The sequence below is a fragment of the Variovorax sp. FW301-JW7 genome, assembly GCF_058788795.1.
In genome coordinates this window covers 291,010-313,489 of the sequence record NZ_JBYTBC010000008.1, presented here as the reverse complement: position 1 = coordinate 313,489, position 22,480 = coordinate 291,010, and the positions used below count along the sequence as shown (strand labels likewise).

At 70.6% G+C, this 22,480-nt stretch carries 24 protein-coding genes; 22 read left to right on the top strand and 2 right to left on the bottom strand.

The genetic code is table 11. The features are described from left to right. The 8 genes from AC3WQM_RS22600 to AC3WQM_RS22565 are packed head-to-tail and all read left to right on the top strand — an operon-like array spanning window position 1 to window position 9,135. Window positions 1-1,422, top strand: coding sequence for an MFS transporter (locus tag AC3WQM_RS22600; RefSeq protein ID WP_492681836.1), 1,422 nt, complete (start codon window positions 1-3; stop codon window positions 1,420-1,422). A gap of 53 nt (window positions 1,423-1,475) precedes the next feature. Then, window positions 1,476-3,149, top strand: a complete 1,674-nt coding sequence (locus AC3WQM_RS22595) for a serine hydrolase domain-containing protein (RefSeq protein ID WP_492681834.1) — start codon at window positions 1,476-1,478, stop codon at window positions 3,147-3,149. Further along, window positions 3,146-5,512: an alpha/beta fold hydrolase gene (locus tag AC3WQM_RS22590; RefSeq protein ID WP_492681832.1), complete on the top strand. Its 2,367-nt coding sequence runs from the start codon at window positions 3,146-3,148 to the stop codon at window positions 5,510-5,512. The genes AC3WQM_RS22595 and AC3WQM_RS22590 overlap by 4 nt, the downstream gene beginning before the upstream one ends. Then, a complete protein-coding gene (locus AC3WQM_RS22585; protein ID WP_492681830.1) occupies window positions 5,509-6,660 on the top strand; it encodes an alanine racemase in 1,152 nt (383 codons plus the stop codon). Before AC3WQM_RS22590 ends, AC3WQM_RS22585 begins: the two co-directional genes overlap by 4 nt. Before the next feature lie 43 nt (window positions 6,661-6,703). Further along, window positions 6,704-7,567: a MotA/TolQ/ExbB proton channel family protein gene (locus tag AC3WQM_RS22580; protein WP_492681828.1), complete on the top strand. Its 864-nt coding sequence runs from the start codon at window positions 6,704-6,706 to the stop codon at window positions 7,565-7,567. A gap of 31 nt (window positions 7,568-7,598) precedes the next feature. After that, the gene (locus tag AC3WQM_RS22575; protein ID WP_070062084.1) at window positions 7,599-8,027 is read left to right on the top strand and encodes an ExbD/TolR family protein; all 429 of its coding nucleotides are present in this window, start codon (window positions 7,599-7,601) and stop codon (window positions 8,025-8,027) included. Between the two features lie 17 nt (window positions 8,028-8,044). Next, the gene (locus tag AC3WQM_RS22570) at window positions 8,045-8,482 is read left to right on the top strand and encodes an ExbD/TolR family protein (RefSeq protein WP_492681826.1); all 438 of its coding nucleotides are present in this window, start codon (window positions 8,045-8,047) and stop codon (window positions 8,480-8,482) included. Next, entirely contained in the window at window positions 8,479-9,135 is a 657-nt protein-coding gene (locus AC3WQM_RS22565) for an energy transducer TonB (protein ID WP_492681824.1), read from the top strand. Before AC3WQM_RS22570 ends, AC3WQM_RS22565 begins: the two co-directional genes overlap by 4 nt. Window positions 9,136-9,159: 24 nt before the next feature. On the opposite strand, the gene AC3WQM_RS22560 is transcribed toward AC3WQM_RS22565, so the two are convergent. Beyond that, complete coding sequence (locus tag AC3WQM_RS22560; RefSeq protein ID WP_492681822.1) at window positions 9,160-9,627, bottom strand: helix-turn-helix transcriptional regulator; 468 nt, start codon at window positions 9,625-9,627, stop codon at window positions 9,160-9,162. Between the two features lie 143 nt (window positions 9,628-9,770). Between AC3WQM_RS22560 and AC3WQM_RS22555 the strand changes: the two genes are divergently transcribed. The 13 genes from AC3WQM_RS22555 (at window position 9,771) to AC3WQM_RS22495 (ending at window position 20,983) form a co-directional block, all read left to right on the top strand. After that, window positions 9,771-10,832 (top strand): class I SAM-dependent methyltransferase, encoded by a 1,062-nt coding sequence (locus tag AC3WQM_RS22555; protein ID WP_062482952.1) that lies wholly within the window; start codon window positions 9,771-9,773, stop codon window positions 10,830-10,832. A 20-nt stretch (window positions 10,833-10,852) separates the two neighbouring features. Continuing rightward, on the top strand, window positions 10,853-11,074 hold the full coding sequence (locus AC3WQM_RS22550; RefSeq protein ID WP_492681820.1) for a DUF1059 domain-containing protein: 222 nt from the start codon (window positions 10,853-10,855) through the stop codon (window positions 11,072-11,074). 82 nt (window positions 11,075-11,156) lie between these two features. Next, the gene (locus AC3WQM_RS22545) at window positions 11,157-13,487 is read left to right on the top strand and encodes a heavy metal translocating P-type ATPase (protein WP_492681818.1); all 2,331 of its coding nucleotides are present in this window, start codon (window positions 11,157-11,159) and stop codon (window positions 13,485-13,487) included. Further along, the gene (gene ccoS, locus AC3WQM_RS22540) at window positions 13,487-13,624 is read left to right on the top strand and encodes a cbb3-type cytochrome oxidase assembly protein CcoS (RefSeq protein ID WP_062481719.1); all 138 of its coding nucleotides are present in this window, start codon (window positions 13,487-13,489) and stop codon (window positions 13,622-13,624) included. The genes AC3WQM_RS22545 and ccoS overlap by 1 nt, the downstream gene beginning before the upstream one ends. Before the next feature lie 87 nt (window positions 13,625-13,711). Further along, window positions 13,712-15,154 carry a cytochrome-c oxidase, cbb3-type subunit I gene (ccoN, locus tag AC3WQM_RS22535; protein ID WP_139702545.1) on the top strand — a complete coding sequence of 481 codons (1,443 nt, stop codon included), beginning with the start codon at window positions 13,712-13,714 and terminating at the stop codon, window positions 15,152-15,154. 18 nt (window positions 15,155-15,172) lie between these two features. Next, window positions 15,173-15,817, top strand: a complete 645-nt coding sequence (gene ccoO / locus AC3WQM_RS22530; RefSeq protein ID WP_062481700.1) for a cytochrome-c oxidase, cbb3-type subunit II — start codon at window positions 15,173-15,175, stop codon at window positions 15,815-15,817. Window positions 15,818-15,840: 23 nt separating this feature from the next. After that, window positions 15,841-15,981, top strand: coding sequence for a cbb3-type cytochrome oxidase subunit 3 (locus AC3WQM_RS22525; RefSeq protein WP_492681816.1), 141 nt, complete (start codon window positions 15,841-15,843; stop codon window positions 15,979-15,981). 13 nt (window positions 15,982-15,994) lie between these two features. After that, window positions 15,995-16,909: a cytochrome-c oxidase, cbb3-type subunit III gene (gene ccoP, locus AC3WQM_RS22520; RefSeq protein ID WP_492681814.1), complete on the top strand. Its 915-nt coding sequence runs from the start codon at window positions 15,995-15,997 to the stop codon at window positions 16,907-16,909. Then, complete coding sequence (gene ccoG, locus AC3WQM_RS22515; RefSeq protein ID WP_492681812.1) at window positions 16,906-18,333, top strand: cytochrome c oxidase accessory protein CcoG; 1,428 nt, start codon at window positions 16,906-16,908, stop codon at window positions 18,331-18,333. Before ccoP ends, ccoG begins: the two co-directional genes overlap by 4 nt. Before the next feature lie 11 nt (window positions 18,334-18,344). Continuing rightward, window positions 18,345-18,635: a FixH family protein gene (locus tag AC3WQM_RS22510; protein WP_492681810.1), complete on the top strand. Its 291-nt coding sequence runs from the start codon at window positions 18,345-18,347 to the stop codon at window positions 18,633-18,635. After that, window positions 18,632-18,874 (top strand): hypothetical protein, encoded by a 243-nt coding sequence (locus AC3WQM_RS22505; RefSeq protein WP_062481687.1) that lies wholly within the window; start codon window positions 18,632-18,634, stop codon window positions 18,872-18,874. The genes AC3WQM_RS22510 and AC3WQM_RS22505 overlap by 4 nt, the downstream gene beginning before the upstream one ends. Continuing rightward, on the top strand, window positions 18,871-20,277 hold the full coding sequence (gene hemN / locus AC3WQM_RS22500) for an oxygen-independent coproporphyrinogen III oxidase (RefSeq protein WP_492681808.1): 1,407 nt from the start codon (window positions 18,871-18,873) through the stop codon (window positions 20,275-20,277). The genes AC3WQM_RS22505 and hemN overlap by 4 nt, the downstream gene beginning before the upstream one ends. Window positions 20,278-20,281: 4 nt before the next feature. Next, window positions 20,282-20,983 (top strand): sulfite exporter TauE/SafE family protein, encoded by a 702-nt coding sequence (locus AC3WQM_RS22495; RefSeq protein ID WP_492681806.1) that lies wholly within the window; start codon window positions 20,282-20,284, stop codon window positions 20,981-20,983. Window positions 20,984-21,003: 20 nt separating this feature from the next. Here AC3WQM_RS22495 and AC3WQM_RS22490 read toward each other — a convergent pair whose 3' ends face one another. Then, the gene (locus AC3WQM_RS22490; protein WP_492681804.1) at window positions 21,004-21,486 is read right to left on the bottom strand and encodes a Rossmann-fold NAD(P)-binding domain-containing protein; all 483 of its coding nucleotides are present in this window, start codon (window positions 21,484-21,486) and stop codon (window positions 21,004-21,006) included. A 226-nt stretch (window positions 21,487-21,712) separates the two neighbouring features. Between AC3WQM_RS22490 and AC3WQM_RS22485 the strand changes: the two genes are divergently transcribed. Beyond that, window positions 21,713-22,474 (top strand): Crp/Fnr family transcriptional regulator, encoded by a 762-nt coding sequence (locus AC3WQM_RS22485; RefSeq protein ID WP_492681802.1) that lies wholly within the window; start codon window positions 21,713-21,715, stop codon window positions 22,472-22,474. The last annotated feature ends 6 nt before the right edge of the window (window positions 22,475-22,480 follow it).

Here is a 22,480-nt window from a genome sequence, read left to right as displayed (position 1 = left end):
ATGTCGGGCCTCCCACCGTTCGCGGCACCGATGCCGCTGGATGCGGCCGCCCCTGCGGCCCTGGAAACGACACGGAAGGCGCCGTCCAGCGCCTGGTACGCGCTGGCGGTGCTGGTCATCGCGACGGTGCTTGGGTCGATCGACAAGGTCATCCTCACGCTGCTGACGGAGCCCATGCGCCAGACGCTGTCGCTCTCCGACACGCAGCTCGGGCTGCTGCAGGGCGCAGGCATCGTGCTGTTCACCGGCATCGCCACGCTGCCCCTGGGCTGGCTCAGCGACCGCTACGACCGGCGCGTGGTGCTGGCCGCCTGCGTGGTGCTGTGGAGCGCCGCCACCGCCATGCGCGGCACCGCCATGGACTACGGCGTGCTGTTCATCGCCTCCATCGGCCTGGGCGTGGGCGAGGCGGGCCTGGGGCCCATCACCAACAGCATGATTCCCGACCTGTTCCCGCGCAAGCAGCGGGTGCTGGCCAATGCGGTGTTCGCGCTGTCGGCCATCTTCGGCAGCGCGCTGGGCGCGCTGCTGGGCGGCACCGTCGTGCACCTGACGGAAGACCTGCGGCCGTTTCTGCCCGCGTCGATGCAGCAGATGGAGGCGTGGCGCCTGACCTTCTTCGTGATGGCTTCCGCGGGCATTCCGGTGGCGCTGCTGGTGCTGTCGATCCGTCGGACCCGGCGCGGGGGCGCGGCGCCCGTTGCGGCGGTTGCGGCGGCTGCGGGCGTGCACGCCGCCGCGCATGCGTCCGATGCGGACGATGCCGCCAGCACCGTGAGCTTTCGCGACCACCTGCTCGAACACTGGCGCACCTTCGCAGGCCTGGTGGTCGGTGCGGGCCTGGCGAGCATCGGCATGAGCTCGATCGGCACCTGGCTGCCGATCATGGCGGCGCGCCAGTACGGCGTCACGCCGGCGCAGATGGGGCAGGGCATGGGCATCGCCTTCCTGTGCGGCACGGTGATCGGCGGCCTGCTGGGCGTGGCGGCGATGCGCTACGTGCAGCCGCGCATGGGCCCGGCCGCGGCGCTGCGCATCATCATGCTGGGCAACCTCACGGCCGCGCTGCTGTCGTCGCTGCTGCTGTTCACGCGCTCGGCGACCGATGCCTTCGCGCTGCTGGCATTGCTGGTCGTGCCGCTCATCAGCGGCGCGGTGCTGCTGCCCAACGTGCTGCAGGACGCGGCACCGCCGCACCTGCGCGCCCGCACCATCGCCATGCTCTCCGTGGCCGGCCTGCCGTTCGGCGTGCTGGGGCCGCTGGTGGTCGGCATGGTGTCGGACGCCCTCAAGTCGGTGCCCAACGGGCTGGCCATGGCCATCGTCGCCACGACGCTGATCGGCGGCGTCATGGGCGCCATGGTGCTGCGCGCCACCGAAGGCCCGTTCGTGCGCCTGATGCGCGCGGCCAAGCCGACCTGAGCGTTCCTTCTCGCATCCGTTCCCACCTTCCCTCGTTCGTTCGTTGTTCCTCCATGTCACAACCACATCCTTCAGCCTCTCTTCCTGACACCGCCTCCGCCCTGGCCGCCATCGACGCGCTGGTGGCGCCCCTGAACCGCAGCGACGCGCCCGGCCTGGTGCTGGGCATCGCACAGCATGGCCGCCTGCTGTACCGCCGCGCCGTCGGCATGGCCAGCCTGGAGATGGGCGTGGCCCTCACGCCGACCACGCGCATGCGCATCGCCTCCACCAGCAAGCACTTCACCGCCATGGCCGTGCTGCTGCTGGCCGAAGACGGCCTGCTCGACGTGGAAGACCCGGTGCAGAAGTACCTGCCCGAGCTGCCGCAGCTCAGCGCCAACGGCCCCACGCTGCGCCACCTGCTCACGCACACCAGCGGCTGGCGCGGGCACGACGAGCTGTGGGCCATCGCGCACGGCCTCACGTTCACGCTGCCCGGCCCGGGCCTGCCGGCCATGGCGCGCCAGAGCGAGCTGAACTTCGAGCCCGGCACGCACATGGTCTACAGCAACGGCGGCTACTTCCTGCTGGCGAAGATCGTCGAGCGCGTGAGCGGCCAGAGCTTCAACGACTTCCTGAAGGCGCGCCTGTTCGGCCCGCTCGGCATGGCCGACACCTCGTCGGTGGTGAGCGACCTCGACGTGGTCCCCGGCATGGCCGGCCTGTACATGCCCGCGCCCGGCGGCGGCTGGCGCCGCGGCCTGTACCCGTGCGAACTCGACGGCGGCGGCTCGCTGGTGTCGACGGCGGACGACATGCTGCGCTGGCTCGCGCACATGCACGGCAGCGAGAAGATCGTGGGCAGCGCGAAGAGCTGGGCGCTGCTGTCGGCGCCCACCACGCTGTCGTCGGGCTCCCAGGTGAACTACGGCTTCGGCCTCGCGCGCCACCCGTACCGCGGCGTCGAGATCGTGCACCACGCGGGCGCGGTGCTCGGCGCGCAGTCGCAGATGATCAGCGTGCCCCACCACGGGCTGGACATCATCGCCATGGTGAACGGCGCGCCGGTGTCGCCGGCGGCGCTGGCCCTCAAGGTGATCGAGCTGCTGCTGGGCGACGCGCTCGCGCCGCCCGAGGTGCGCCCGCTGGCCAGCGCCTTCCCCGCGCTGCCCGGCCAGCGCTACCACGCCCCCGCCACGGGCGGCCTGCTGGGCTTTGCGGACGTGGCCGGCAAGCTGGCGATGTCGTGGCAGGCCGGCGAGGCCAGGCCCCTGAACCAGGGCGACGGCAAGCTCTGGCTGGGCCTGCAGGACCTGCCGACGAACGACCTCGTGATCGACACCGTCGACATCGATCCGCAACGCGCACCCGATGCCTTCGTGCTGCACGAAGGCGGCCAGCCGCGCCGCTTCGAGCGCCTGCCCGAGACCGCGCCCAGTGCCGCGTCGCTCGCCGACGCGCTGTGCGGCGACTACACCAGCGCCGACCTCGACGCCACCGCGCAGATGGTGCTGGTCGGCGGCCGGTTGCAGCTCACGGTGCAGGGCCGCCACGGCCAGCACGTGTGCGTGCTGACGCCGCTGTCGGCCGACGTGGCCACGCTCGCCTCGGTCGACCCGGTGCTGGCCCAGCTGGGCAAATCGGTGCTCACCGTGGAGCGCCAGGGCGGCCGGGTCGTGGGACTGCGGTTCGCCACGACGCGCTCGCGAAACATTCACCTTGCCCGCCAGGAGCCCCGCGCATGAAGTTCTTCACCACCCTGTTCGCCACCGAAACCAACACCTTCGTCTCGGCCCCCACCGGCCTGGGCAGCTACGAGGAATACGGCATCTTCCGCGGCGACGCCAGCACGCGCGACGCGACCGGCTACGGCCTGTACGCGGTGGAAGTGCGTCGGCAGCTCGCCGCCGAAGGCCATGAAACGGTCGAGAGCCTGCTGGCCTTTGCGCAGCCGCTGGGGCGCACCGTGCGCAGCGTGTACGAACGCCTGCGCGACGAGATCCTGGACGACCTGCGCAAGGCCGGCCCGGTCGACGGCGTGATCCTCGTGCTGCACGGCGCGATGGTGGCCGACGGCTACGACGACTGCGAAGGCGACGTGATCTCGCGCGTGCGCGAGATCGTCGGGCCGAACGTGCCCATCGGCGTGTCGCTCGACCTGCACTGCCACTTCACGCAGAAGATGCTGGAGACGGCCGACGCGATCATTTGCTACAAGGAATATCCGCACACCGATGCGTTCGAGCGCCTGACCGAGCTGATCCGCATCGTGGTCGACACCGCGCAGGGCCGCGTGAAGCCCGTGACGGCCGTGCACGACTGCCGCATGGTCGGCAAGTGGCACACCACGCGCGAACCGATGGCCGGCTTCGTGCGCCGCATGCAGGACGCCGAGAAGCAGCCGGGCGTGCTCTCGGTGTCGCTGGGCCATGGCTTCCCCTGGGCCGACGTGCCCGAGTCGGGCGCCAAGCTGTGGGTGGTGACGGACAACGACCCCGCGCTCGCCGCGAAGCTGGCCGAAGAACTCGGCCGCGGCTTCTGGGACCTGCGCCACGAGACCGGCGTGCCCTCGCTCTCGATCGAAGAGACGCTCGCCAAGGCCATGGCCACGCCCGACGGCCCCGTCGTCATCGCCGACACCGCCGACAACCCCGGTGGCGGCGCCACCAGCGACAGCACCTTCATGCTGCGCGCCGTGGTCGAGCGCGGCATCGGCGACGTGGCCTTCGGCGGCGTGTGGGACCTGGGCGCGGTGCAGCTGTGCCGCGACGCGGGCGTGGGCGCGAGCTTCGAGCTGCGCCTGGGCGGCAAGTGCGGCCCGGCCTCGGGCGACCCGATCGACCTGCACGTGACCGTGATGAACGTGGTGGAGGCGCATTCGCAAGGCGGCCTGTCGGGCGTGCGCACGCCCATGGGCCCGTGCGTGTGGGTGCAGGCGGCCGACGGCGTGGACATCGTGCTCATCAGCAAGCGCAACCAGGTCATCGGCGCCGACCTCTTCACGGGCCTGGGCATCGACCTGGCGGCCAAGAAGCTGGTCATCGTGAAGTCGGCGCAGCACTTCCACGCGGAGTTCGGGCCCCTGGCCAAGTCGGTGCTGTACGTGTCGACGCCGGCCTCGCTGAGCACCGACTTCGCCAACCTGCCGTACCGCGTGCGCGACCTCGACTACTGGCCGCGCGTGGAACAGCCCGGCCGCCCGTACCACATGGCCGCGCCCGGCGAGCTCTACACCATCGACGGCCGCGCCATGCACCTGCAGCGCAGCGGCCCCGTGCCGGCCAGCGCCGCGCAGCCCACGCTCGTGATCGAAGCCGGCGGCGGCTGCGCCTCGACGACCTACGCGCGACTGCAGCAGGCGCTGGCGGCGAAGCACCCGGTGATCAGCTACGACCGCGCCGGCATGGGCTGGAGCGAAGCCGACGACGCGCCCTTCGACGGCGAGCGCAACGCGCACCGCCTGCATGCGCTGCTCGAAGCCGCCGGCGTGACGGGGCCGATCGTGCTGGTCGGCCACTCGCTTGGCGGCTTGCTGAACCGGGTCTACGCGGGCCTGTATCCGCAGCAGGTGGCCGGTGTGGTGATGCTCGATGCGAGCCACCCCGAACAGTTCACGATGTACGAGCGCCCGCCCGAATCGCAGTTCGCGGCCGAGCGCGACAAGCGCGCGAACTTCCAGGCCGGCGGCCCGCCGCCGCCGGAGCAGGCGCCCATCGAGGCCCTGTTCGCCGACATGCCGCAGGTGCTGCGCCAGATGAAGGCGCTCTACACGCCCGAAGCGCTCGACGCCACGCTGGCCGAGGTGCGCGGCCTGCCGCAGGTCGCGCGCCAGGCGGCTGCCTCGCCCGACTTCGGTGCGCGTCCGCTGGCCGTGCTGTGGGCTCAGCAGCAACCGCTGCCGGCCGGCGCCGACCCGGCGCTTGCCGCGGTGCAACAGCGCTGGCCCGAGTTCCAGGAAGCGCATGCGGCGCTGTCGACGCAACGCCGCCTGGCCTGCATCGAAGGCGCGGCGCACATGACGCTGGTGCTGCTGCCGCCGCTGGTGCAGCGCGTGGCCGAGGAAATCGACGGCGTGATGGCGCAGGTCGCGTCCGGAACCGACCGATGACGCCCCTGGCCGAACTCACCACGCCCGCGCTGCTGCTCGACGTCGGCGTGCTCGAACGCAACTGCGAGGCGATGGCGCAGCGCGCGGCGCGCCACGGCGTGGCGCTGCGTCCGCACCTGAAGACCGCCAAGTCGGCGGAGGTGGCGCGGCGCGCCACGCGCGGGCAGGCCGGCGGGCTCACGGTGTCGACCGTGGCCGAGGTGGCTTACTTCGCGCGCCACGGCTTCACCGACCTGACCTATGCCGTCGGCATCGACGCGAACAAGATCGAGGCGCTGCACGACATCCAGCGCACGAGCGGTGCGCGCGTGACGCTGCTGGCCGATTCCGTCGAGGCCGTGCAGGCGGCCGGCGCCCGCGCGCGGGCGCTGGGCGCGACCTTCCGCGTGCTGCTGGAGATCGACACGGGCGGCGGCCGCGGCGGCGTCGGTCCGCGCGACGACGGCCTGCTCTCGCTCGCGCGCGAAGTGCAGCGCAGCGAATCGCTGACGCTGGCCGGCGTGCTCACGCATGCGGGCCACAGCTACCACGTGCAGGGCGGAACGGAGATCCGCGCCATCGCCGAGGCCGAGCGCGCCGGCGCCGTGCATGCGGCCGAACGGCTGCGCGCGGTCGGCATTCCGGTCGAGGTGGTGAGCGTGGGCTCCACGCCCACGGCCGTGTGCGCGCAGACGCTCGAAGGCGTCACCGAGATGCGCCCCGGCGTCTACACCTTCTGCGACCTCGACCAGGCGGCGCGCGGCATCTGCGGCGTGGAAGACATCGCGCTGTCGGTGCTGGCCACCGTGATCGGCCACAACCCGCGCTCGCGCCGCGTGCTCATCGACGCCGGCGGGCTCGCGCTGTCGAAGGACCAGTCGGCGGCCGAGTTCCGCAGCGGCCTGGGCTTCGGGCTGGTGTGCCAGGCGGAGGGCACGGTGCCGCTGCCCGGCCTGTGCGTGGCGGAGCTGCACCAGGAGCACGGCCTCATCGCCTGCGAGGGTGATGAAGAAGCACAAGCCATGTTCCGTGCGCTGCCCCTGGGCGCCCGCGTGCGCGTGCTGCCGCACCACGCCTGCATGACGGCCGCGCCCTACGACCGCTACCACGTGGTGGAAGGCGCCGGCAGCGGCGTGCAGGCGGTCTGGGACAAGGCGCGCGGCTGGTAAGCCGCGGCCTGAAGAGAACCTATTTTTTCCGGAGAAGACAACGATGACGAAGACATTCCTTGCGCGGCTGACGGCCGTGGCCGCGCCTTTCGTTCTGGCCCTCGGCCTGGGCAGTGCGCCGCAACTCGCGGGCGCCCAGACGCCGGCACCGCAGGCTGCGGCCAGCGCCGCTGCTGCCGCACCGGCGCCCGTGGCGGTGCCCGAGAAGCCCGCCGCACCCGCTGCCGCACATGCCGCCACGGCCAAGGTCGACAACCCCTACGGCGTGGGCGCGCTCTGGTCGCAGAGCGATGCCGTCGCCAAGGCCGTGCTCGCCATCCTGGCGATCATGTCGATGGGCAGCTGGTACGTGATCGTCACCAAGCTGCTCGAGCAGATGCGCATGGGCCGCCAGGCGCGCGCGGTCGACAACGAGTTCTGGAACGCGGGCACCGTGCAGGCCGGCACCGCGCGGCTGGCCGAGGGCAGCCCGTTCCGCTTCATCGCCGACGCCGGCATGCAGGCCACGCAGAAGCACGACGGCCTGCGCGGCAAGGTCGACTTCGCCGACTTCGTCGACCTGTGCATCCACCGCGCCACCGAGCGCGTGCAGCGGCGCCTGGGCAACGGCATGTCGCTGCTGGCCACCGTGGGCTCGACGGCGCCCTTCGTGGGCCTGTTCGGCACCGTCTGGGGCATCTACCACGCGCTCACCGCCATTGGCGTGGCCGGGCAGGCGTCGATCGACAAGGTGGCCGGCCCGGTGGGCGAGGCGCTCATCATGACCGCCATCGGCCTGGCCGTGGCCGTGCCCGCGGTGCTGGGCTACAACTGGCTCCTGCGCCGCAACATCACCGTGATGGACGACGTGCGCGAGTTCAGCGGCGAGCTGCACTCCGTGATCCTGGCCGGCAGCGCCGCGGCCTGACGCGCGCGCACGCACGCAAGCGGATCGCGCCATGGCGATGAACATCCCGGCCTCCGGGGGAGACGAGGAACAGGCCATCGCGGCCATCAACACCACGCCGCTGGTCGACGTGATGCTGGTGCTGCTGATCATCTTCCTCATCACCATCCCGGTGGTCAATTACTCGGTGCCCGTCGCGGTGCCGAAAGAGCGTAACGAGGTGCGCGAGAGCAAGCCCGAGACCGTCGTGATCTCGGTGGACGCCAGCGGTCGCACCTACTGGTACGACACGCCGGTGCGTGACACGCCCGCGCTGGTGGCGCGGCTCACCAAGGTGGCGGCCCTGAACCCGCAGCCCGAGGTGCACATCCGCGGCGACTGGCATTCCGACTACGAGCCGGTGGGCCGGATCATCTACGCCTGCCAGGCGGCCGGGATCGCCAAGGTGGGATTCATCACCGAGCCGCCGGCGCGCAACTGAGACGAGACAAGCAAGCCATGCCAAGAAAACAGAAGCAGGGGCGGCGCAGCAGCGCGCCCTCCGACGAGCCCTTGATGGACATCAACACCACGCCGCTCATCGACGTGATGCTGGTGCTGCTGATCATGCTGATCATCACCATCCCGATCCAGCTGCATTCGGTGAACCTGAACATGCCCACGGGCAACCCGCCGCCCAGCGACCTCAAGCCCGAGGTGCTGCGCATCGACATCGACGCGCTCAGCGTCGTGCAGTGGAACGGCGAGCCGTTGACCGACCGTACGGAAATGGAACGGCGCTTCGAGCAGGTCGCCGCGCAGGCCGTGCAGCCCGAGGTGCACCTGCGCCCCGACCGCCGTGCCAAGTACGAAGTGGTGGCCGGCGTGATGGCCTCGGCGCAGCGCACGGGCGTGAGCAAGCTGGGCATCGTGGGCGCGGAGCAGTTCATCCCATGAAGCGCTCCCGCAAGGATTTCAACCCCAAGTCGCGCTTCGGGCCCGTGGGCATCGCCGTGATGGTGCTGTTCCACGTCGGCGTGGGCTACGCGCTCGTGTCGGGGCTGGCGCGCCAGACGATCGAGCTGATCAAGAAGCCGATGGACGCGACCATCATCAGCGAGATCAAGCCGCCGCCGCCCCCACCACCGCCGCCCCCGCCGCCGAAGAAGATCGTGCGGCAGGAAACGCCCAAGGCCCCGCCGCCACCACGCCCGGCCTACGTGCCGCCGCCGGCCGTGACACCGCCCGCCACCTCGGCGCCCGCGATCACCGCCGTGCAGAACACCGAGCCCACGCCACCGCCGCCGGCCGCTCCGCCGGCGCCCCCCGCGCCGCCGGCCCCGCCGAAGGCGACCTCCACCGACATCGCGGTGGCCTGCCCGCGGCAGGTCAAGCCCGAGATGCCGCGCAAGGCGCTGGACGAAGGCATCGGTGGCGTGGTCAAGGCCGAGGTGCGCATCAAGGGCGGCCATGTGCAGGAGGTGCGCTTCCTGTCGGGGCCGCGCGTGTACCACTCGGCCGTGCGCGCCGCGGTGATGCGCTACGAATGCCAGACCACGGGCGACGCCGAAGTGCTGGCGACGCAGGAGTTCGTCTTCCGCATCGAATAGGAGGAAGGCGCCGATCTCTCTTCTTCAGACAGGTCGGCCCATGGCGAGCGCGCGCATCACGGCGGCCGTGCGCGTCTCGACGCCCAGCTTCACGTAGACATGCTCCAGGTGCTTGTGCACGGTGCGGGGGCTGATCGTGAGCAGGGCGGCGATCTCGGCGTCGGTCTTGCCCTGCGAGAGCCAGTGCATGACATCGCCCTCGCGCGGCGTGAGGCCGGCGGGTTGCGCATCGGGCAACGGCACGGCGGTGCGGCAGGCCAGCCGGTACAGGAAGGCCACCGCCATCGCATGCTCCAGCCCCACGCGCCGGCAGTAGTCGGCCTGCTGCGCGGCGCGGCGCAGTTCGCGCCGGCCCGGCGCCTTGGCGACGCGGCGCGGGGTGTGCAGGGGAGGGTCGTCGGCGCCACGGTGCCGCACGGGCAGATGCCCGGACTCCAGCTTGTCCAGCAGGCGAAGCGCGTTCGCCCAATCGTGGCGCGACAGGTGCGTCATGGCATGCCTTTCACGGTGCATACGCATTGCTGCGTATGGCGCCTGCATGCATCGAGAGACAGGATGCTCGCAGGCCCTTTGCCTCGAATTCAGTATAGGCAGGCAGCGGGCGCGCCAGTCGCTTGTCGACGAAGGGGATACACATGGCCATCGACGAAACACGGCTTAACGCGTTCATGGGTAACTTCGTCCACGACATCGGGGCCGTGATGCATGCGGCCACCATCGTCGTGGGCGACCAGCTCGGCCTGTACAAGGCGCTGGCCGAAGGCCCCGCCACCGCGGAGCAGCTGGCCCGCCGCACCGAGACCGATCCGCGCTACCTGCGCGAATGGCTCTCGGCCCAGGCCGCCAGCGGCTATGTCGAGTACGACCCGAAGGGCGAGCTGTTCTCGCTGACCGAGGAACAGGCCTTCGCATTGGCCGAGGAAGGCAGCCCGGCCTTCGTGCCCGGCGCGTTCCAGATCGCCGTGGCGCAGTTCAAGATCATTCCCAAGATGGTCCAGGCCATGCGCACGGGCCTGGGCATCGGCTGGCACGAGCACGACGTGGCCCTGTTCCATGGCACCGAGCGCTTCTTCCGGCCCGGCTACGCGGCCAACCTGGTGAGCCAGTGGATTCCGGCGCTCGAAGGCATCGAGCCGCTGCTGAAAAGCGGCGCGCGCGTGGCCGACGTGGGCTGCGGGCACGGCGCGTCGACGCTGCTGATGGCGCAGGCCTATCCCCAATCCAGCTTCGTCGGCTTCGACTACCACGCGCCGTCGATCGAGCGTGCGCGCGAAACCGCGCGCAAGGCCGGCGTCGACGATGAAAAGCGCCTGCGCTTCGAGGTCGCGAGCGCCAAGGATTTCCCCGGTGAAGACTACGACCTGGTCGCGGTCTTCGACTGCCTGCACGACATGGGCGACCCCGTCGGTGCGGCGGCGCACGTGCGGCGCACCCTCAAGCCGCAGGGCACGTGGATGATCGTCGAGCCCTTTGCCAACGACCGGTTGGAGGACAACATCAACCCGGTGGGGCGCGTGTTCTATTCGGCCTCCAGCTTCATCTGCACGCCGGCCTCACGGTCGCAGGAAGTGGGCCTGTGCCTGGGGGCGCAGGCCGGTGAAGCGCGCCTGCGCGACGTCGTTTCGCAGGGCGGCTTCTCGCACTTCCGCCGCGCCAGCGAAACCCCCTTCAACCTGATCTTCGAAGCTCGTCCGTAGGGACGTATCCAGGAGGCGCCATGTCACGCCAATACATCGATTGCCGCGAGTATCCGAGCACGATGAACTGCAGCGTCGCGCTCTGTGCCGACAGCGAGAGCGAACTGCTCGATGCCGCCGTCCAGCACGCCGTGGCCGTGCACGGCCACACCGACACGCCCGAACTGCGCAAGCAGCTGGCGAGCATGTTCAAGGCCGGCACGCCGCCGGTGCAGCTGGAGTCCGCGAAGACACCCGCCTGAAGGTCCTGCGCGGCCCCGGCCGCCGCAACGAACCTTGATGCAGATCAAACGCTTGCATCGGCAAGGCATTTAGCCTGCCCCGATGCAAGCTTCCGCCGCGCTCGCGCCGTTTCCGTCCGTTCCATCGTCCGCCGGGAGTGACGCCCGCGCCGACGCCTGGCAGCTGCTCGACGACCCCGCCGAGTGGGCCGCGTTCGGTCGCCCGCTGGAGGCGGGCTCGGGCCGCTGGGAATCGCAGGTGGCGGTCGAGGGCATGCACTGCGCGGGCTGCGCCTTCACCGTCGAGGCCGCGCTGGCGCAGGTGCCCGGCGTGACCGAGGTGCAGGTGAATGCCGCAAGCCGGCGCGCGCGCGTCGTGTGGTCGGCTGGGGCCACGCGGCCTTCGCGCTGGTTCGAGGCCAGCGCGCGCGCGGGCTACCCCTTGCTGCCCGCCGGCAGCCGCAGCGCGCGCGAGACGCGCACGCGCGAGTTGCGCATGGCGCTGTGGCGCTGGCTGGTCGCGGGCTTTTGCATGATGCAGGTGATGATGTACGCCTACCCGGCCTACGTCGCGCGCCCCGGCGACATGACGGCCGATGCGGCGCAGCTGCTGCGCTGGGCCTCGTGGGTGCTCAGCCTGCCCGTGGTGCTGTTCTCGTGCGGGCCCTTCTTTCGCAGCGCCTGGCGCGACCTGCGCATCGGCCGTGTCGGGATGGACCTGCCCGTGACCTTCGGCGTGCTCATCACCTTCGTGGTGAGCACCGCCGCCACCTTCGACCCCACGGGGCCGTTGGGGCACGAGGTCTACTTCGACTCGCTGACGATGTTCGTCTTCTTCCTGCTCACCGGCCGCTGGCTCGAGGCGCGGCTGCGCGACCGCACGGCCGGCGCGCTCGAGGCGCTGATGCACCGGCTGCCCGACAGTGTCGAACGGCTCGGACCCGACGGCGCCTGGACCCGCGTGGCGGTGCGCCGGCTTGCGGCGGGCGATGTGGTGCGCGTGCGCCCCGGCGAGGCCTTTCCGGCCGACGGCACGGTGATCGACGGCGACACCACCGCCGACGAGGCGCTGCTCACCGGCGAGTCGCGCCCCGTGCCGCGCCCCCGCGGCGACCGCGTGCTCGCGGGCAGCCACAACCTCTCGGCCGTGGTGCAGGTGCGCATCGCTTCGGTGGGCGAGGGCACGCGCTTCGCGCAGATCGTGCGGCTCATGGAAAACGCCGCACTCGACAAGCCGCGCCTGGCCCGGCTGGCCGACCGCGTGGCGCGGCCCTTCCTCATCGCGGTGCTGGCCTGCGCGTTCGGCGCGGGCGCGTTGTGGTGGGCGGTCGATCCCGGCAAGGCGCTGATGGTCGCGGTGGCGGTGCTGATCGTCACCTGCCCGTGCGCGTTGTCGCTGGCCACGCCGGCCGCGATGCTCGCGAGCGCGGGTGCCTTGGCGCGCGGCGGCGTGCTCACGTCGAACCTGCAGGCGCTCGAAGCATTGGCCGGCGTCGACACCGTGGTGTTCGACAAGACCGGCACGCTCACGGGCGACACGCCGCGCCTGGAGCGCGTGTACTGCCGCCAGGGCCTGCGCCCGGGCGACGCGCTGGAGATCGGCGCGGCGCTCGCGGCGCTGTCGCTGCACCCGGCGGCGCGCGCGCTCGTCAATGCCTGGCAGGCGCAGTTCCGCGCGCCGCCGGCCTGGTCGGCGACGCAGCTGCGCGAGACGGTGGGGCAGGGCGTGGCGGCCTCGCTGCACCGGCGCGATGCGGTGGACGACCACGGCGCGCGCCCCGTGCGATTGGGCTCGGCGGCCTTCTGCGAGGTGCCGCCGCTGCAGGTCGATGCGGCGCAGATCCACCTGAGCGACGACGAGGGCTGGCTCGCCAGCTTCGTGCTCGCCGAGGAGCTGCGCCCCGACGCCACGCAGGCCGTGGCGGCATTGCAGGCGCAGGGGCTGTCGGTGCGCCTGCTCTCGGGCGACCGCGAGAACGCGGCGCGTGCCATCGGCGCGCAGGCCGGCATCGCGGCGGTGCAGGGCGACTGCGCACCCGAAGACAAGCTCGAGGTGCTGTGGCAGCTGCAGGCGGCCGGGCGCGAGGTGGCGATGGTCGGCGACGGTCTCAACGACGGCCCCAGCCTGGCGCGCGCCAACGCCTCGTTCGCCTTCGGCCACGCCGTGCCGCTGTCGCGCGCACGTGCCGACTTCGTGGTGCTCGGCGATGCGCTGCAGGCCATTCCCGCGGCCGTGGCGCAGGCGCGCCGCACGCTGCGCGTGGTGCGCCAGAACCTGTTCTGGGCCGCGGCCTACAACGCCGTGTGTGTGCCGCTGGCCGTGGCCGGCCGGCTGCCGCCGTGGCTCGCCGGGCTGGGCATGGCGGCGAGCTCGCTGCTGGTGGTGCTCAACGCGGCGCGCCTGGCCGCGCCCGGCAAGGTGACGGTGGCCTGATGGACGTGCTGTTCCTGCTCGTGCCGCTGTCGGTGGTGCTCGTTCTGGCGATCCTCGGAGGCCTCTGGTGGGCCATCGAGCGCGGCCAGTTCGAGGACATCGAGGTCGAAGGCGACCGCATCCTGAACAACGACTGACACAGCGATGGATGGCTTGATCTGCATCAAGCCTGCCCGGGCGACGCGGGCAGACACTGCCCGCAAATCACATTCACGGGCACCACGATGCAGCAGACCACGCACCCTCCCGCGGCCATCTACGACGACACCGTCGTGCGGCAGTTCGCTCTCATGTCGGTGGTCTGGGGGGTGGTCGGCATGCTGGTCGGCGTGATCATCGCCTCGCAGCTGACCTGGCCCGAACTCAACCTCGGCATTCCCTGGCTCAGCTACGGCCGCCTGCGCCCGCTGCACACCAACGCGGTGATCTTCGCCTTCGGCGGCTGCGCGCTCATGGCCACGAGCTTCCACGTCGTGCAGCGCACCTGCCAGGTGCGGCTGTTCGCGCCGGCACTGGCCTCGTTCGTGTTCTGGGGCTGGCAGCTGGTGATCGTCGCCGCCGCCATCAGCCTGCCGCTGGGCTACACCAGCGGCAAGGAATACGCCGAGCTCGAATGGCCCATCGACATCCTGATCGCCGTGGTCTGGGTGGCCTACGCCATCGTGTTCTTCGGCACCATCGGCCTGCGCAAGGTGCGCCACATCTACGTGGCCAACTGGTTCTACGGCGCCTTCATCATCGCGGTGGCATTGCTGCACATCGTCAACAGCGCGGCCATTCCGGCCGGCTGGATGAAGAGCTACTCGGCCTACGCCGGCGTGCAGGACGCGATGGTGCAGTGGTGGTACGGCCACAACGCCGTGGGCTTCTTCCTCACGGCCGGCTTCCTGGGAATGATGTACTACTACATCCCCAAGCAGGCGGGGCGCCCGGTGTACTCGTACCGGCTGTCGATCGTGCACTTCTGGGCGCTGATCTTCACCTACATGTGGGCCGGCCCGCACCACCTGCACTACACCGCGCTGCCCGACTGGACGCAGTCGCTGGGCATGGTGTTCTCGCTCATCCTTCTCGCGCCCAGCTGGGGCGGCATGATCAACGGCGTGATGACGCTCTCGGGCGCCTGGCACAAGCTGCGCACCGACCCGATCCTGCGCTTCCTGATCGTCGCGCTGTCGTTCTACGGCATGTCGACCTTCGAGGGTCCGCTGATGTCGATCAAGACCGTCAACGCCCTGAGCCACTACACCGACTGGACCGTGGGCCACGTGCACTCCGGCGCGCTGGGCTGGGTGGGCTTCATCACCATGGGCTCGCTGTACTACCTGATCCCGCGCATGTACGGCCGCCTCGCCATGTACAGCGTGCGCGCCATCGACGTGCACTTCTGGATGGCGACCATCGGCATCGTGCTGTACATCGCCGCGATGTGGATCGCCGGCGTGATGCAGGGCCTCATGTGGCGCGAGATCAATGCCGACGGCACGCTGACCTACACCTTCGTCGAAAGCGTGAAGGCCACCTTCCCCTACTACCTGGTGCGCGTGATCGGCGGCGTGCTCTACCTGGGCGGCATGCTGGTCATGGCCTGGAACGTCTGGATGACCGTGATCACCGGGCGCTCGGTGCGCGCCGAGATCCCGGCCGTTGCCGCCGCCCACGCCTGAAGCCACTGAGGACGCACGATGAACGCACCAGACAACCAGAACTCCGCGCCCGCCGCCACCGGCTTCACGCACGAGAAGGTCGAGACCAACAACCTGCTGATGATCGTGCTGATCCTGCTGGTGGTGGCCATCGGCGGCCTCGTGGAGATCGTGCCGCTGTTCTTCCAGAAGTCGACCACCGAGGCCGTGGAGGGCGTGAAGCCGCTCACGCCGCTGCAGCTGGCCGGCCGTGACGTGTACCTGCGCGAGGGTTGCTACAACTGCCACTCGCAGATGATCCGCCCCTTCCGCTCGGAGACGCTGCGCTACGGCCACTACTCGGTGGCCGGCGAGTTCGTGTACGACCACCCCTTCCAGTGGGGCAGCAAGCGCACCGGCCCCGACCTGCACCGCGTGGGCGGCAAGTACAGCGACGAGTGGCACCGCATCCACCTGAACAACCCGCGCGACCTCGTGCCCGAGTCGAACATGCCGGCCTACCCGTGGCTGGAGAAGGGGCTGGTCGACGCCGGCAGCATCGCCACCCGCATGCGCGCGCTGCGCACGGTGGGCGTGCCCTACACCGACGAAGAGATTGCGAAAGCCGCCGACGAGGTCGCCGGCAAGACCGACATGGACGCCACCGTGGCCTACCTGCAGTCGCTGGGCCTGGCGCTCAAGTAAGAAGAAAGAACAGGCAACGCCCCATGACCGACATCACCACCCTGCGCATCGCCGCCACCATCGCCTGCTTCGTCGTCTTCATCGGCATCGTGGCCTGGGCCTGCTCGCGCCGCAACACGCAGCGCTTCGCCGAAGCGGCCCGGTTGCCGTTCGAGCAGAACTGAAGGGAGCCCCACGATGAGCGATTTCATCAACAACTTCTGGTCCAGCTACGTGGCCGTGGCCTCGCTGCTGAGCATCCTGGGCTGCGTGCTGCTCTTGTGGCTCACGGCGCGCAAGCGCGTGCCCTCCGACGCCGACAACACCACTGGCCACGTGTGGGACGAAGACTTGCGCGAAGCCAACAACCCGCTGCCGCTGTGGTGGGTGGGCCTGTTCGTGCTGACCATCGTCTTCTCGCTCGGCTACCTGGCCGTGTTCCCGGGCCTGGGCAGCTTCGCCGGCACGAACGACTGGAGCTCGCGCGCCGAGTACCAGCAGGACATGGCCAAGGCCACGCAGGCACTGGAACCGGTGTACGCGCGCTACGCGCCCATGCCCCTGGAGGAGGTCGCGCGCGACCCGCAGGCCCGCGCCATCGGCGAGCGCCTGTTCATGAACAACTGCGCGCAGTGCCACGGCTCCGACGCGCGCGGCAGCAAGGGCTTTCCCAACCTCACCGACGCCGACTGGCTGCACGGCGGCACGCCCGACAAGATCGTCGAGTCGATCACCAAGGGCCGCATCGGCACCATGCCGCCGGCCGCCGCGATGGTCGGCACGCCCGACGACGTGAAGAACGTCGCCCACTACGTGCTGAGCCTGTCGGGCGAGCCGCACGATTCGCTGCGCGCGGGCCTGGGCAAGCCCAAGTTCGCCGCCTGCGCGGCCTGCCACGGCATCGGCGGCGTGGGCAACCCGGCGCTGGGCGCCCCGCGCCTGAACGACCGCATCTGGCTGCACGGCTACGGCGAGGCCGCCATCGTGCAGATCATCAACGAGGGCAAGCACAGCGCCATGCCCGCGCAGGAAGGGCGCCTGACCGAAGCGCAGATCAAGCTGCTGGCCTCCTACGTGTGGGGCATGTCCAACCCTGCGACCGGGACGCCATGACGCGAAAGACCGTCATCCCGATCGCCAGCGCGCCGCCCGCCGCCGCGCCGGAGGTCGGCCTGTACGAGGCGACGAAGAAGATCTACCCGCGCAGCGTGCAGGGCCTGTTCGCGCGCTGGCGCTGGGCCATGGTCTTTCTCACGCAGCTGGTGTTCTACGGCATGCCCTGGGTGGAATGGGGCGAGCGGCAGATGGTGCTGTTCGACCTGGCCGCGCGGCGCTTCTACATCTTCGGCCTGGTGCTGTACCCGCAGGACCTGATCTACCTGTCGGGCCTGCTGGTGATCAGCGCGCTCTCCCTCTTTCTCTTCACGGCCGTGGCCGGCCGCCTGTGGTGCGGCTACGCCTGCCCACAGACCGTCTACACCGAGATGTTCCTGTGGGTGGAGCAGCGCATCGAAGGCAACCGCAGCGCGCGCATCCGGCTCGATGCCGGTGCGTTCTCGCTCGAGAAGCTCGTGAAGAAGGCCGTCAAGCACCTCGTCTGGATCGGCATCGCGCTGTGGACCGGCTTCACCTTCGTGGGCTACTTCACGCCCATCCGCGAGTTGGGCATGGCCTTCCTGCAGACGCAGATGGGCTCGTGGGAGGTGTTCTGGGTGTTTTTCTACGGCTTTGCCACGTACGGCAACGCCGGCTTCATGCGCGAGCAGGTGTGCAAGTACATGTGCCCCTACGCACGCTTCCAGAGCGCGATGTTCGACCGCGACACGCTCATCGTCAGCTACGACCCGCGGCGCGGCGAGCCGCGCGCGCCGCGCCGCAAGAACGTCGACCCGCGCAGCGCCGCACTGGGCGACTGCATCGACTGCAGCCTGTGCGTGCAGGTGTGCCCCACCGGCATCGACATCCGCCAGGGCCTGCAGTACGAGTGCATCGGCTGCGGCCTGTGCGTGGACGCCTGCGACAGCGTGATGGACAAGATGGGCTACGCGCCGCGCCTCATCCGCTACGACACGCAGAACGGCATGGAGGCCGGCTGGTCGCGCCGCCAGCTGTGGCGCCGCGTGCTGCGCCCGCGCGTGCTGGTCTACACCGCATTGCTCGCGCTGCTGGTGGCGGGCCTGCTCGCCAGCCTGGTCGCGCGCACGCCGCTGAAGGTCGACGTGGTGCGCGACCGCGCCTCGCTGGCGCGCATCGTCGAGGGCGGGCGGCTGGAGAACGTCTACCGGCTGCAGATCATGAACGCGACCGAGCGCACGCAGCACTACCGCATCGCCGCGCGCGGCATCGACGGGTTGAGCGTGGCCTCGCCCGACGAGGCCATCGAGGTCGAGCCCGCGCAGGCGCGCTGGGTCGCGGTGCGGCTGCAGGTGCCTTATGGCGCCGCGCCGGCCGGTTCGCACACGGTGCACTTCGACATCCGGCAGGCGGATGGCGCGGCGCAGGTTTCCGAAAAAGCGGTCTTCCTGGTGCCGCGCTGAAAGGTCTTTCCATGAACGATGCCCTGCCGATGAACGCACCCGCGACCTGCGGCCCCTGGTGGCGCTACCCGCTGGTCTGGCTGGTGATCGCGGGGCCTGCCGCCGTGGTGCTGGCGAGCATCGTGACCGTGTGGCTGGCGCTGCGCACGCCCGAGGTGCTGGTGTCGGAGGACTACTACCGCGAAGGCATCGAGATCAACCGCACGCTGGCCGACAAGAAGCGCATGCCGGCGCAGGCCGGGCGCAATCACGCGGCCACGCCGGAGGACGATGTGCCGGTGCCCAAGAGGGCGGCCCCATGAGTGCCATGCGCCGCATCGCCGGCATCCTGTGGCCGTCGTTCCTCGTGGCCTGCGGCATGGAGGTGCTGGTGTTCGCGATGATCGATCCGATCCACTCGTACTGCGGCGCCGATGCGCTGCGCATGTCGCGCCAGGGCATCTACACCGTGTCCTTCTTCGTGTTCTGGCTGATGGCGGCGGCCTCGAGCGCGTGCACCACGCTGCTGGCGCTGCCGTCCGAGAAAGAGACTGCGTCATGAGCTTGCCCCTGGCCTGCGTTCCCGAGACCCCGTCCGTGCTGCCCGTCGAGCTGCTGCGTCGCTTCGACGTGCCCGGCCCGCGCTACACCTCGTACCCCACGGCCGATCGCTTCGTCGAGACCTTCGGCACCGGCGACTACGCGCAGGCGCTGCACTTGCGGCGCGATGCGGACACGGCCGGCGAACCGCTGTCGCTCTACGTGCACATCCCGTTCTGCGAATCGCTGTGCTACTACTGCGCCTGCAACAAGGTCGTGACGAAGCACCGCGAGCGCGGGCGGCAGTACCTCGATTACCTTGCGCGCGAAGTGGCGCTGCAGGTCGCGCAGCTCGGGCCTGGTGCGCCCGTCGGCCAGCTGCACCTGGGCGGCGGCACGCCGACCTTCCTGGACGACGAAGAACTGGGCGAACTGGTGATCCTGCTGCGCCGCGCGTTCGCCTTCGTGCCGGGCGGCGAGCAGTCGATCGAGATCGATCCGCGCACCGTCGATGCCAAGCGCCTCGCGGCGCTGGCCGCGCTCGGCTTCAACCGCCTGAGCTTCGGCGTGCAGGACTTCGACCCCGCCGTGCAGCAGGCCGTGCACCGCATCCAGCCGGCGGCGCAGGTCTTCGCGCTCATGGACACGGCGCGCACGCTGGGTTTCAAATCGATCAACGTCGACCTGATCTACGGCCTGCCGCGTCAGAACGATGCCTCGTTCGAGCGCACGCTCGCGCAGATCCGCGAACTGCGCCCTGACCGCATCGCGCTGTATGCCTACGCCCACCTGCCGGAGCGCTTCAAGCCGCAGCGGCGCATCGCGGCCGATGAACTGCCCGACGCGCCCACGCGCGTGCGCATGCTCGGGCGCGCGATTGCGGCGCTCACCGAAGCCGGCTATGTCTACATCGGCATGGACCACTTCGCGCTGCCCGACGACCCGCTGGCCGTGGCCAAGCGGGAGGGCCGGCTGCACCGCGATTTCCAGGGCTACAGCACGCAGCCCGACGGCGACCTCGTCGCCCTCGGCGTGTCGGCCATCGGCCGCGTGGGCGCAACCTACAGCCAGAACGCGAAGACGCTGGAGGACTACTACGCGTTGCTCGACCAGGGCCGCCTGCCCGTGGTCAAGGGGCTCGCGCTGTCGGACGACGACCTGCTGCGCCGCGAGGTCATCATGGCGCTGATGTGCCGGGGGCGCGTGGACTTCGACGCGGTCGAAGCCGCGCACGGCATCGCCTTCGCGGACTACTTCGCCCCCGAGCGTGCCGCGCTGGCGCCGATGGCCGAGCAAGGGCTGGTGCGCCTGTCGCCGCGCACCATCGAGGTCACCGAGGCCGGCTGGTTCCTCGTGCGTGCGGTGGCGATGGTGTTCGATCGCTATTGCGCAGCGACGCGCACGCGCTTTTCGCGCGTGGTTTGATTCGATGGATTCCCCCGCACTCGCCGGCGCCGCGCTGCTGATGGGGCTCGCGGGCGGGCCGCACTGCGTGGCGATGTGCGGCGCGGTGTCGTCCGCGGTGATCCGCATCGTGCCGGCGGGCGGGCCCTCGCAGGCCACGCACGCCATCGCACCGGTCGCATTCCATCTTGGCCGCATGGCGAGCTATGCAGCGGCCGGCGCCATCGCCGCTGCGAGCCTGCACGGCCTGGGCGCAGCGAGCGCGCAGGTCGCGGCCTGGCGCCCACTGTGGGTGATGCTGCATGTGTTCGTGTTCGCCTGGGGCGTGATGCTCGCCGTCGCGGGCCGCCAGCCGCTGTGGGCGCAGCGCGCCGGGCGTGCGCTCGAAACACGCCTGCGGCCGATGGCCGGCGGCTCGCTGCTGGGCGTGCTGGCCACGGGCACGCTGTGGGTCGCGATGCCCTGCGGCCTGCTCTATTCGGCGCTGATGCTGGCCGCGCTGGGCAACGGGCCGCTGCAGGGCGCATCGACGATGGCGCTGTTCGCGCTCGGCAGCAGCGTGTCGCTGCTTGCTGCGCCGTGGCTGTGGCAGCGCTTGCGCGGATGGGGCGACAGCGGCACGCGCCAGGCCTGGGGCGCGCGGCTGGCGGGTGTGCTCTTGGCGGCGGTGGCGCTGCAGGCGCTGTGGATGGACCTGAGCCACCGCATCGCCGACTGGTGCGGCTGAAGTACAGCCGCGCCACCGAATCAGGCGATGCTCTCGATCAGCAACGCCTGCAGCACGAACCGCCGGTTGTCCGCCGCCGCCGTGCGCTCGCCGAGCAGGCCCGCGAGCGCGGCCGTGGGGTGGCTGTCGGCCGCCGCGCCGTCGTGCACCGGAATGCCCGCATGCTGGCCGATCTGGCGCACCAGCCCGGCATCGATGCCCTCGCAGGCGACGGCATCGTAGAGCCGCCCGAGCATGCGCGCCGTGTGCTGCAGCTCCTGCACCGGCGTGTCGGTCGACAGGCTGGAGCGCATGGTCGCGACCTGTGCGCCCAGTTCCTCGGCGGCCTGGCGCAGCAGGGCGAGGGCGGCGCTGTCGCCGGTCTCGCTGAGCAGGCCGAGGTTCTTGCCGCGCAGCAGCCGCGGCGGCGCGGCGCCGTCGAGCGCGGCGCGCTGGAGCAGCCGGGCGCGGCCGAGCAGGCTGGCCTCTCTCTGGGGCGACAGCGCGGCGGTGGAAGGGTGCATGGCAAGGTTCGACATGTGTCTCGCGGAGGCTAGCCACCCAATCCGCGCCGGCCTTGACGCACATCAAGGACCGCCCCGCTGTTACACGCCGGACACAGAGCATTCACCCGACGTTACGCACCGATGCGGGCCGTTGTCACTGCGGGGCCTCGCGCTTCCTAGCATCGAGACATCGCCTGATCGCAGGCAACGCCACACAAGACAGACAGAACGCCGAGGAATCCCCATGCTCACGAGTGCCCGCCCCAACCCCATCCTCCCGCTTCGGTCGCTGCCGGCAGCGGTGCACAAGGAAGACGCGGGCCGCCGCACGGCCGAGCGCCTGCGCCTGCTGGCCGAGCAGCTGCAACCGCAGCGCCGCATGGTGCACACGGGCGACGTGATCTACCAGGCCGGCGAACGCTTCGGCAACCTCTACATCCTGAACTCGGGCTTCTTCAAGATCGTGAATCTCTCGGCCGACGGCCGCGAGCAGGTCGTGGGCCTGAAGTTCCGCGGCGACTGGCTCGGCTTCGACGGCATCGCGGGCCAGCGTTACGTGTGCGACGCGGTGGCGATGGACACCGGCGAGGTCTGGGTCGTGCCCTACGAATCGCTGCTGGCCGCCTGCACCACGCACCCCGCGCTGCTGCAGATGCTGCACGCCGCGATGAGCCGCGAGATCGCGCACGACCGCGATTCGCTGATGTCGGTGTGCACCTTGCCGGCCGACGCGCGCGTGGCCGACTTCCTGCGCTACTGGGCCGAGTCGCTGGCCGACCGCGGCATGCGCACCGACGAGATCACGCTGCGCATGACGCGCGCCGAAATCGGCAACTACCTGGGCATGACGCTCGAAAGCGTGAGCCGCGCACTCTCGCGGCTGGCGCGCGACAAGGTCATCGGCTTTGCCACCAAGGGCCGGCGCGAGGTGCAGATTCCCGACGTGGGCGCGCTCTCGGCCTTCGTGCAGCGCTGCCTGGCGCCGGCGCCCGCGATGCTTCAGTAGGAAGAG

Excerpts from the sequence above, each read along its gene's own strand:
- AC3WQM_RS22600 (WP_492681836.1), top strand. The coding sequence starts at position 1 with ATGTCGGGCCTCCCACCGTTCGCGGCACCGATGCCGCTGGATGCGGCC.
- AC3WQM_RS22595 (WP_492681834.1), top strand. The coding sequence starts at position 1,476 with ATGTCACAACCACATCCTTCAGCCTCTCTTCCTGACACCGCCTCCGCC.
- AC3WQM_RS22590 (WP_492681832.1), top strand. The coding sequence starts at position 3,146 with ATGAAGTTCTTCACCACCCTGTTCGCCACCGAAACCAACACCTTCGTC.
- AC3WQM_RS22585 (WP_492681830.1), top strand. The coding sequence starts at position 5,509 with ATGACGCCCCTGGCCGAACTCACCACGCCCGCGCTGCTGCTCGACGTC.
- AC3WQM_RS22580 (WP_492681828.1), top strand. The coding sequence starts at position 6,704 with ATGACGAAGACATTCCTTGCGCGGCTGACGGCCGTGGCCGCGCCTTTC.
- AC3WQM_RS22575 (WP_070062084.1), top strand. The coding sequence starts at position 7,599 with ATGGCGATGAACATCCCGGCCTCCGGGGGAGACGAGGAACAGGCCATC.
- AC3WQM_RS22570 (WP_492681826.1), top strand. The coding sequence starts at position 8,045 with ATGCCAAGAAAACAGAAGCAGGGGCGGCGCAGCAGCGCGCCCTCCGAC.
- AC3WQM_RS22565 (WP_492681824.1), top strand. The coding sequence starts at position 8,479 with ATGAAGCGCTCCCGCAAGGATTTCAACCCCAAGTCGCGCTTCGGGCCC.
- AC3WQM_RS22560 (WP_492681822.1), bottom strand. The coding sequence starts at position 9,627 with ATGACGCACCTGTCGCGCCACGATTGGGCGAACGCGCTTCGCCTGCTG.
- AC3WQM_RS22555 (WP_062482952.1), top strand. The coding sequence starts at position 9,771 with ATGGCCATCGACGAAACACGGCTTAACGCGTTCATGGGTAACTTCGTC.
- AC3WQM_RS22550 (WP_492681820.1), top strand. The coding sequence starts at position 10,853 with ATGTCACGCCAATACATCGATTGCCGCGAGTATCCGAGCACGATGAAC.
- AC3WQM_RS22545 (WP_492681818.1), top strand. The coding sequence starts at position 11,157 with ATGCAAGCTTCCGCCGCGCTCGCGCCGTTTCCGTCCGTTCCATCGTCC.
- ccoS (WP_062481719.1), top strand. The coding sequence starts at position 13,487 with ATGGACGTGCTGTTCCTGCTCGTGCCGCTGTCGGTGGTGCTCGTTCTG.
- ccoN (WP_139702545.1), top strand. The coding sequence starts at position 13,712 with ATGCAGCAGACCACGCACCCTCCCGCGGCCATCTACGACGACACCGTC.
- ccoO (WP_062481700.1), top strand. The coding sequence starts at position 15,173 with ATGAACGCACCAGACAACCAGAACTCCGCGCCCGCCGCCACCGGCTTC.
- AC3WQM_RS22525 (WP_492681816.1), top strand. The coding sequence starts at position 15,841 with ATGACCGACATCACCACCCTGCGCATCGCCGCCACCATCGCCTGCTTC.
- ccoP (WP_492681814.1), top strand. The coding sequence starts at position 15,995 with ATGAGCGATTTCATCAACAACTTCTGGTCCAGCTACGTGGCCGTGGCC.
- ccoG (WP_492681812.1), top strand. The coding sequence starts at position 16,906 with ATGACGCGAAAGACCGTCATCCCGATCGCCAGCGCGCCGCCCGCCGCC.
- AC3WQM_RS22510 (WP_492681810.1), top strand. The coding sequence starts at position 18,345 with ATGAACGATGCCCTGCCGATGAACGCACCCGCGACCTGCGGCCCCTGG.
- AC3WQM_RS22505 (WP_062481687.1), top strand. The coding sequence starts at position 18,632 with ATGAGTGCCATGCGCCGCATCGCCGGCATCCTGTGGCCGTCGTTCCTC.
- hemN (WP_492681808.1), top strand. The coding sequence starts at position 18,871 with ATGAGCTTGCCCCTGGCCTGCGTTCCCGAGACCCCGTCCGTGCTGCCC.
- AC3WQM_RS22495 (WP_492681806.1), top strand. The coding sequence starts at position 20,282 with ATGGATTCCCCCGCACTCGCCGGCGCCGCGCTGCTGATGGGGCTCGCG.
- AC3WQM_RS22490 (WP_492681804.1), bottom strand. The coding sequence starts at position 21,486 with ATGCACCCTTCCACCGCCGCGCTGTCGCCCCAGAGAGAGGCCAGCCTG.
- AC3WQM_RS22485 (WP_492681802.1), top strand. The coding sequence starts at position 21,713 with ATGCTCACGAGTGCCCGCCCCAACCCCATCCTCCCGCTTCGGTCGCTG.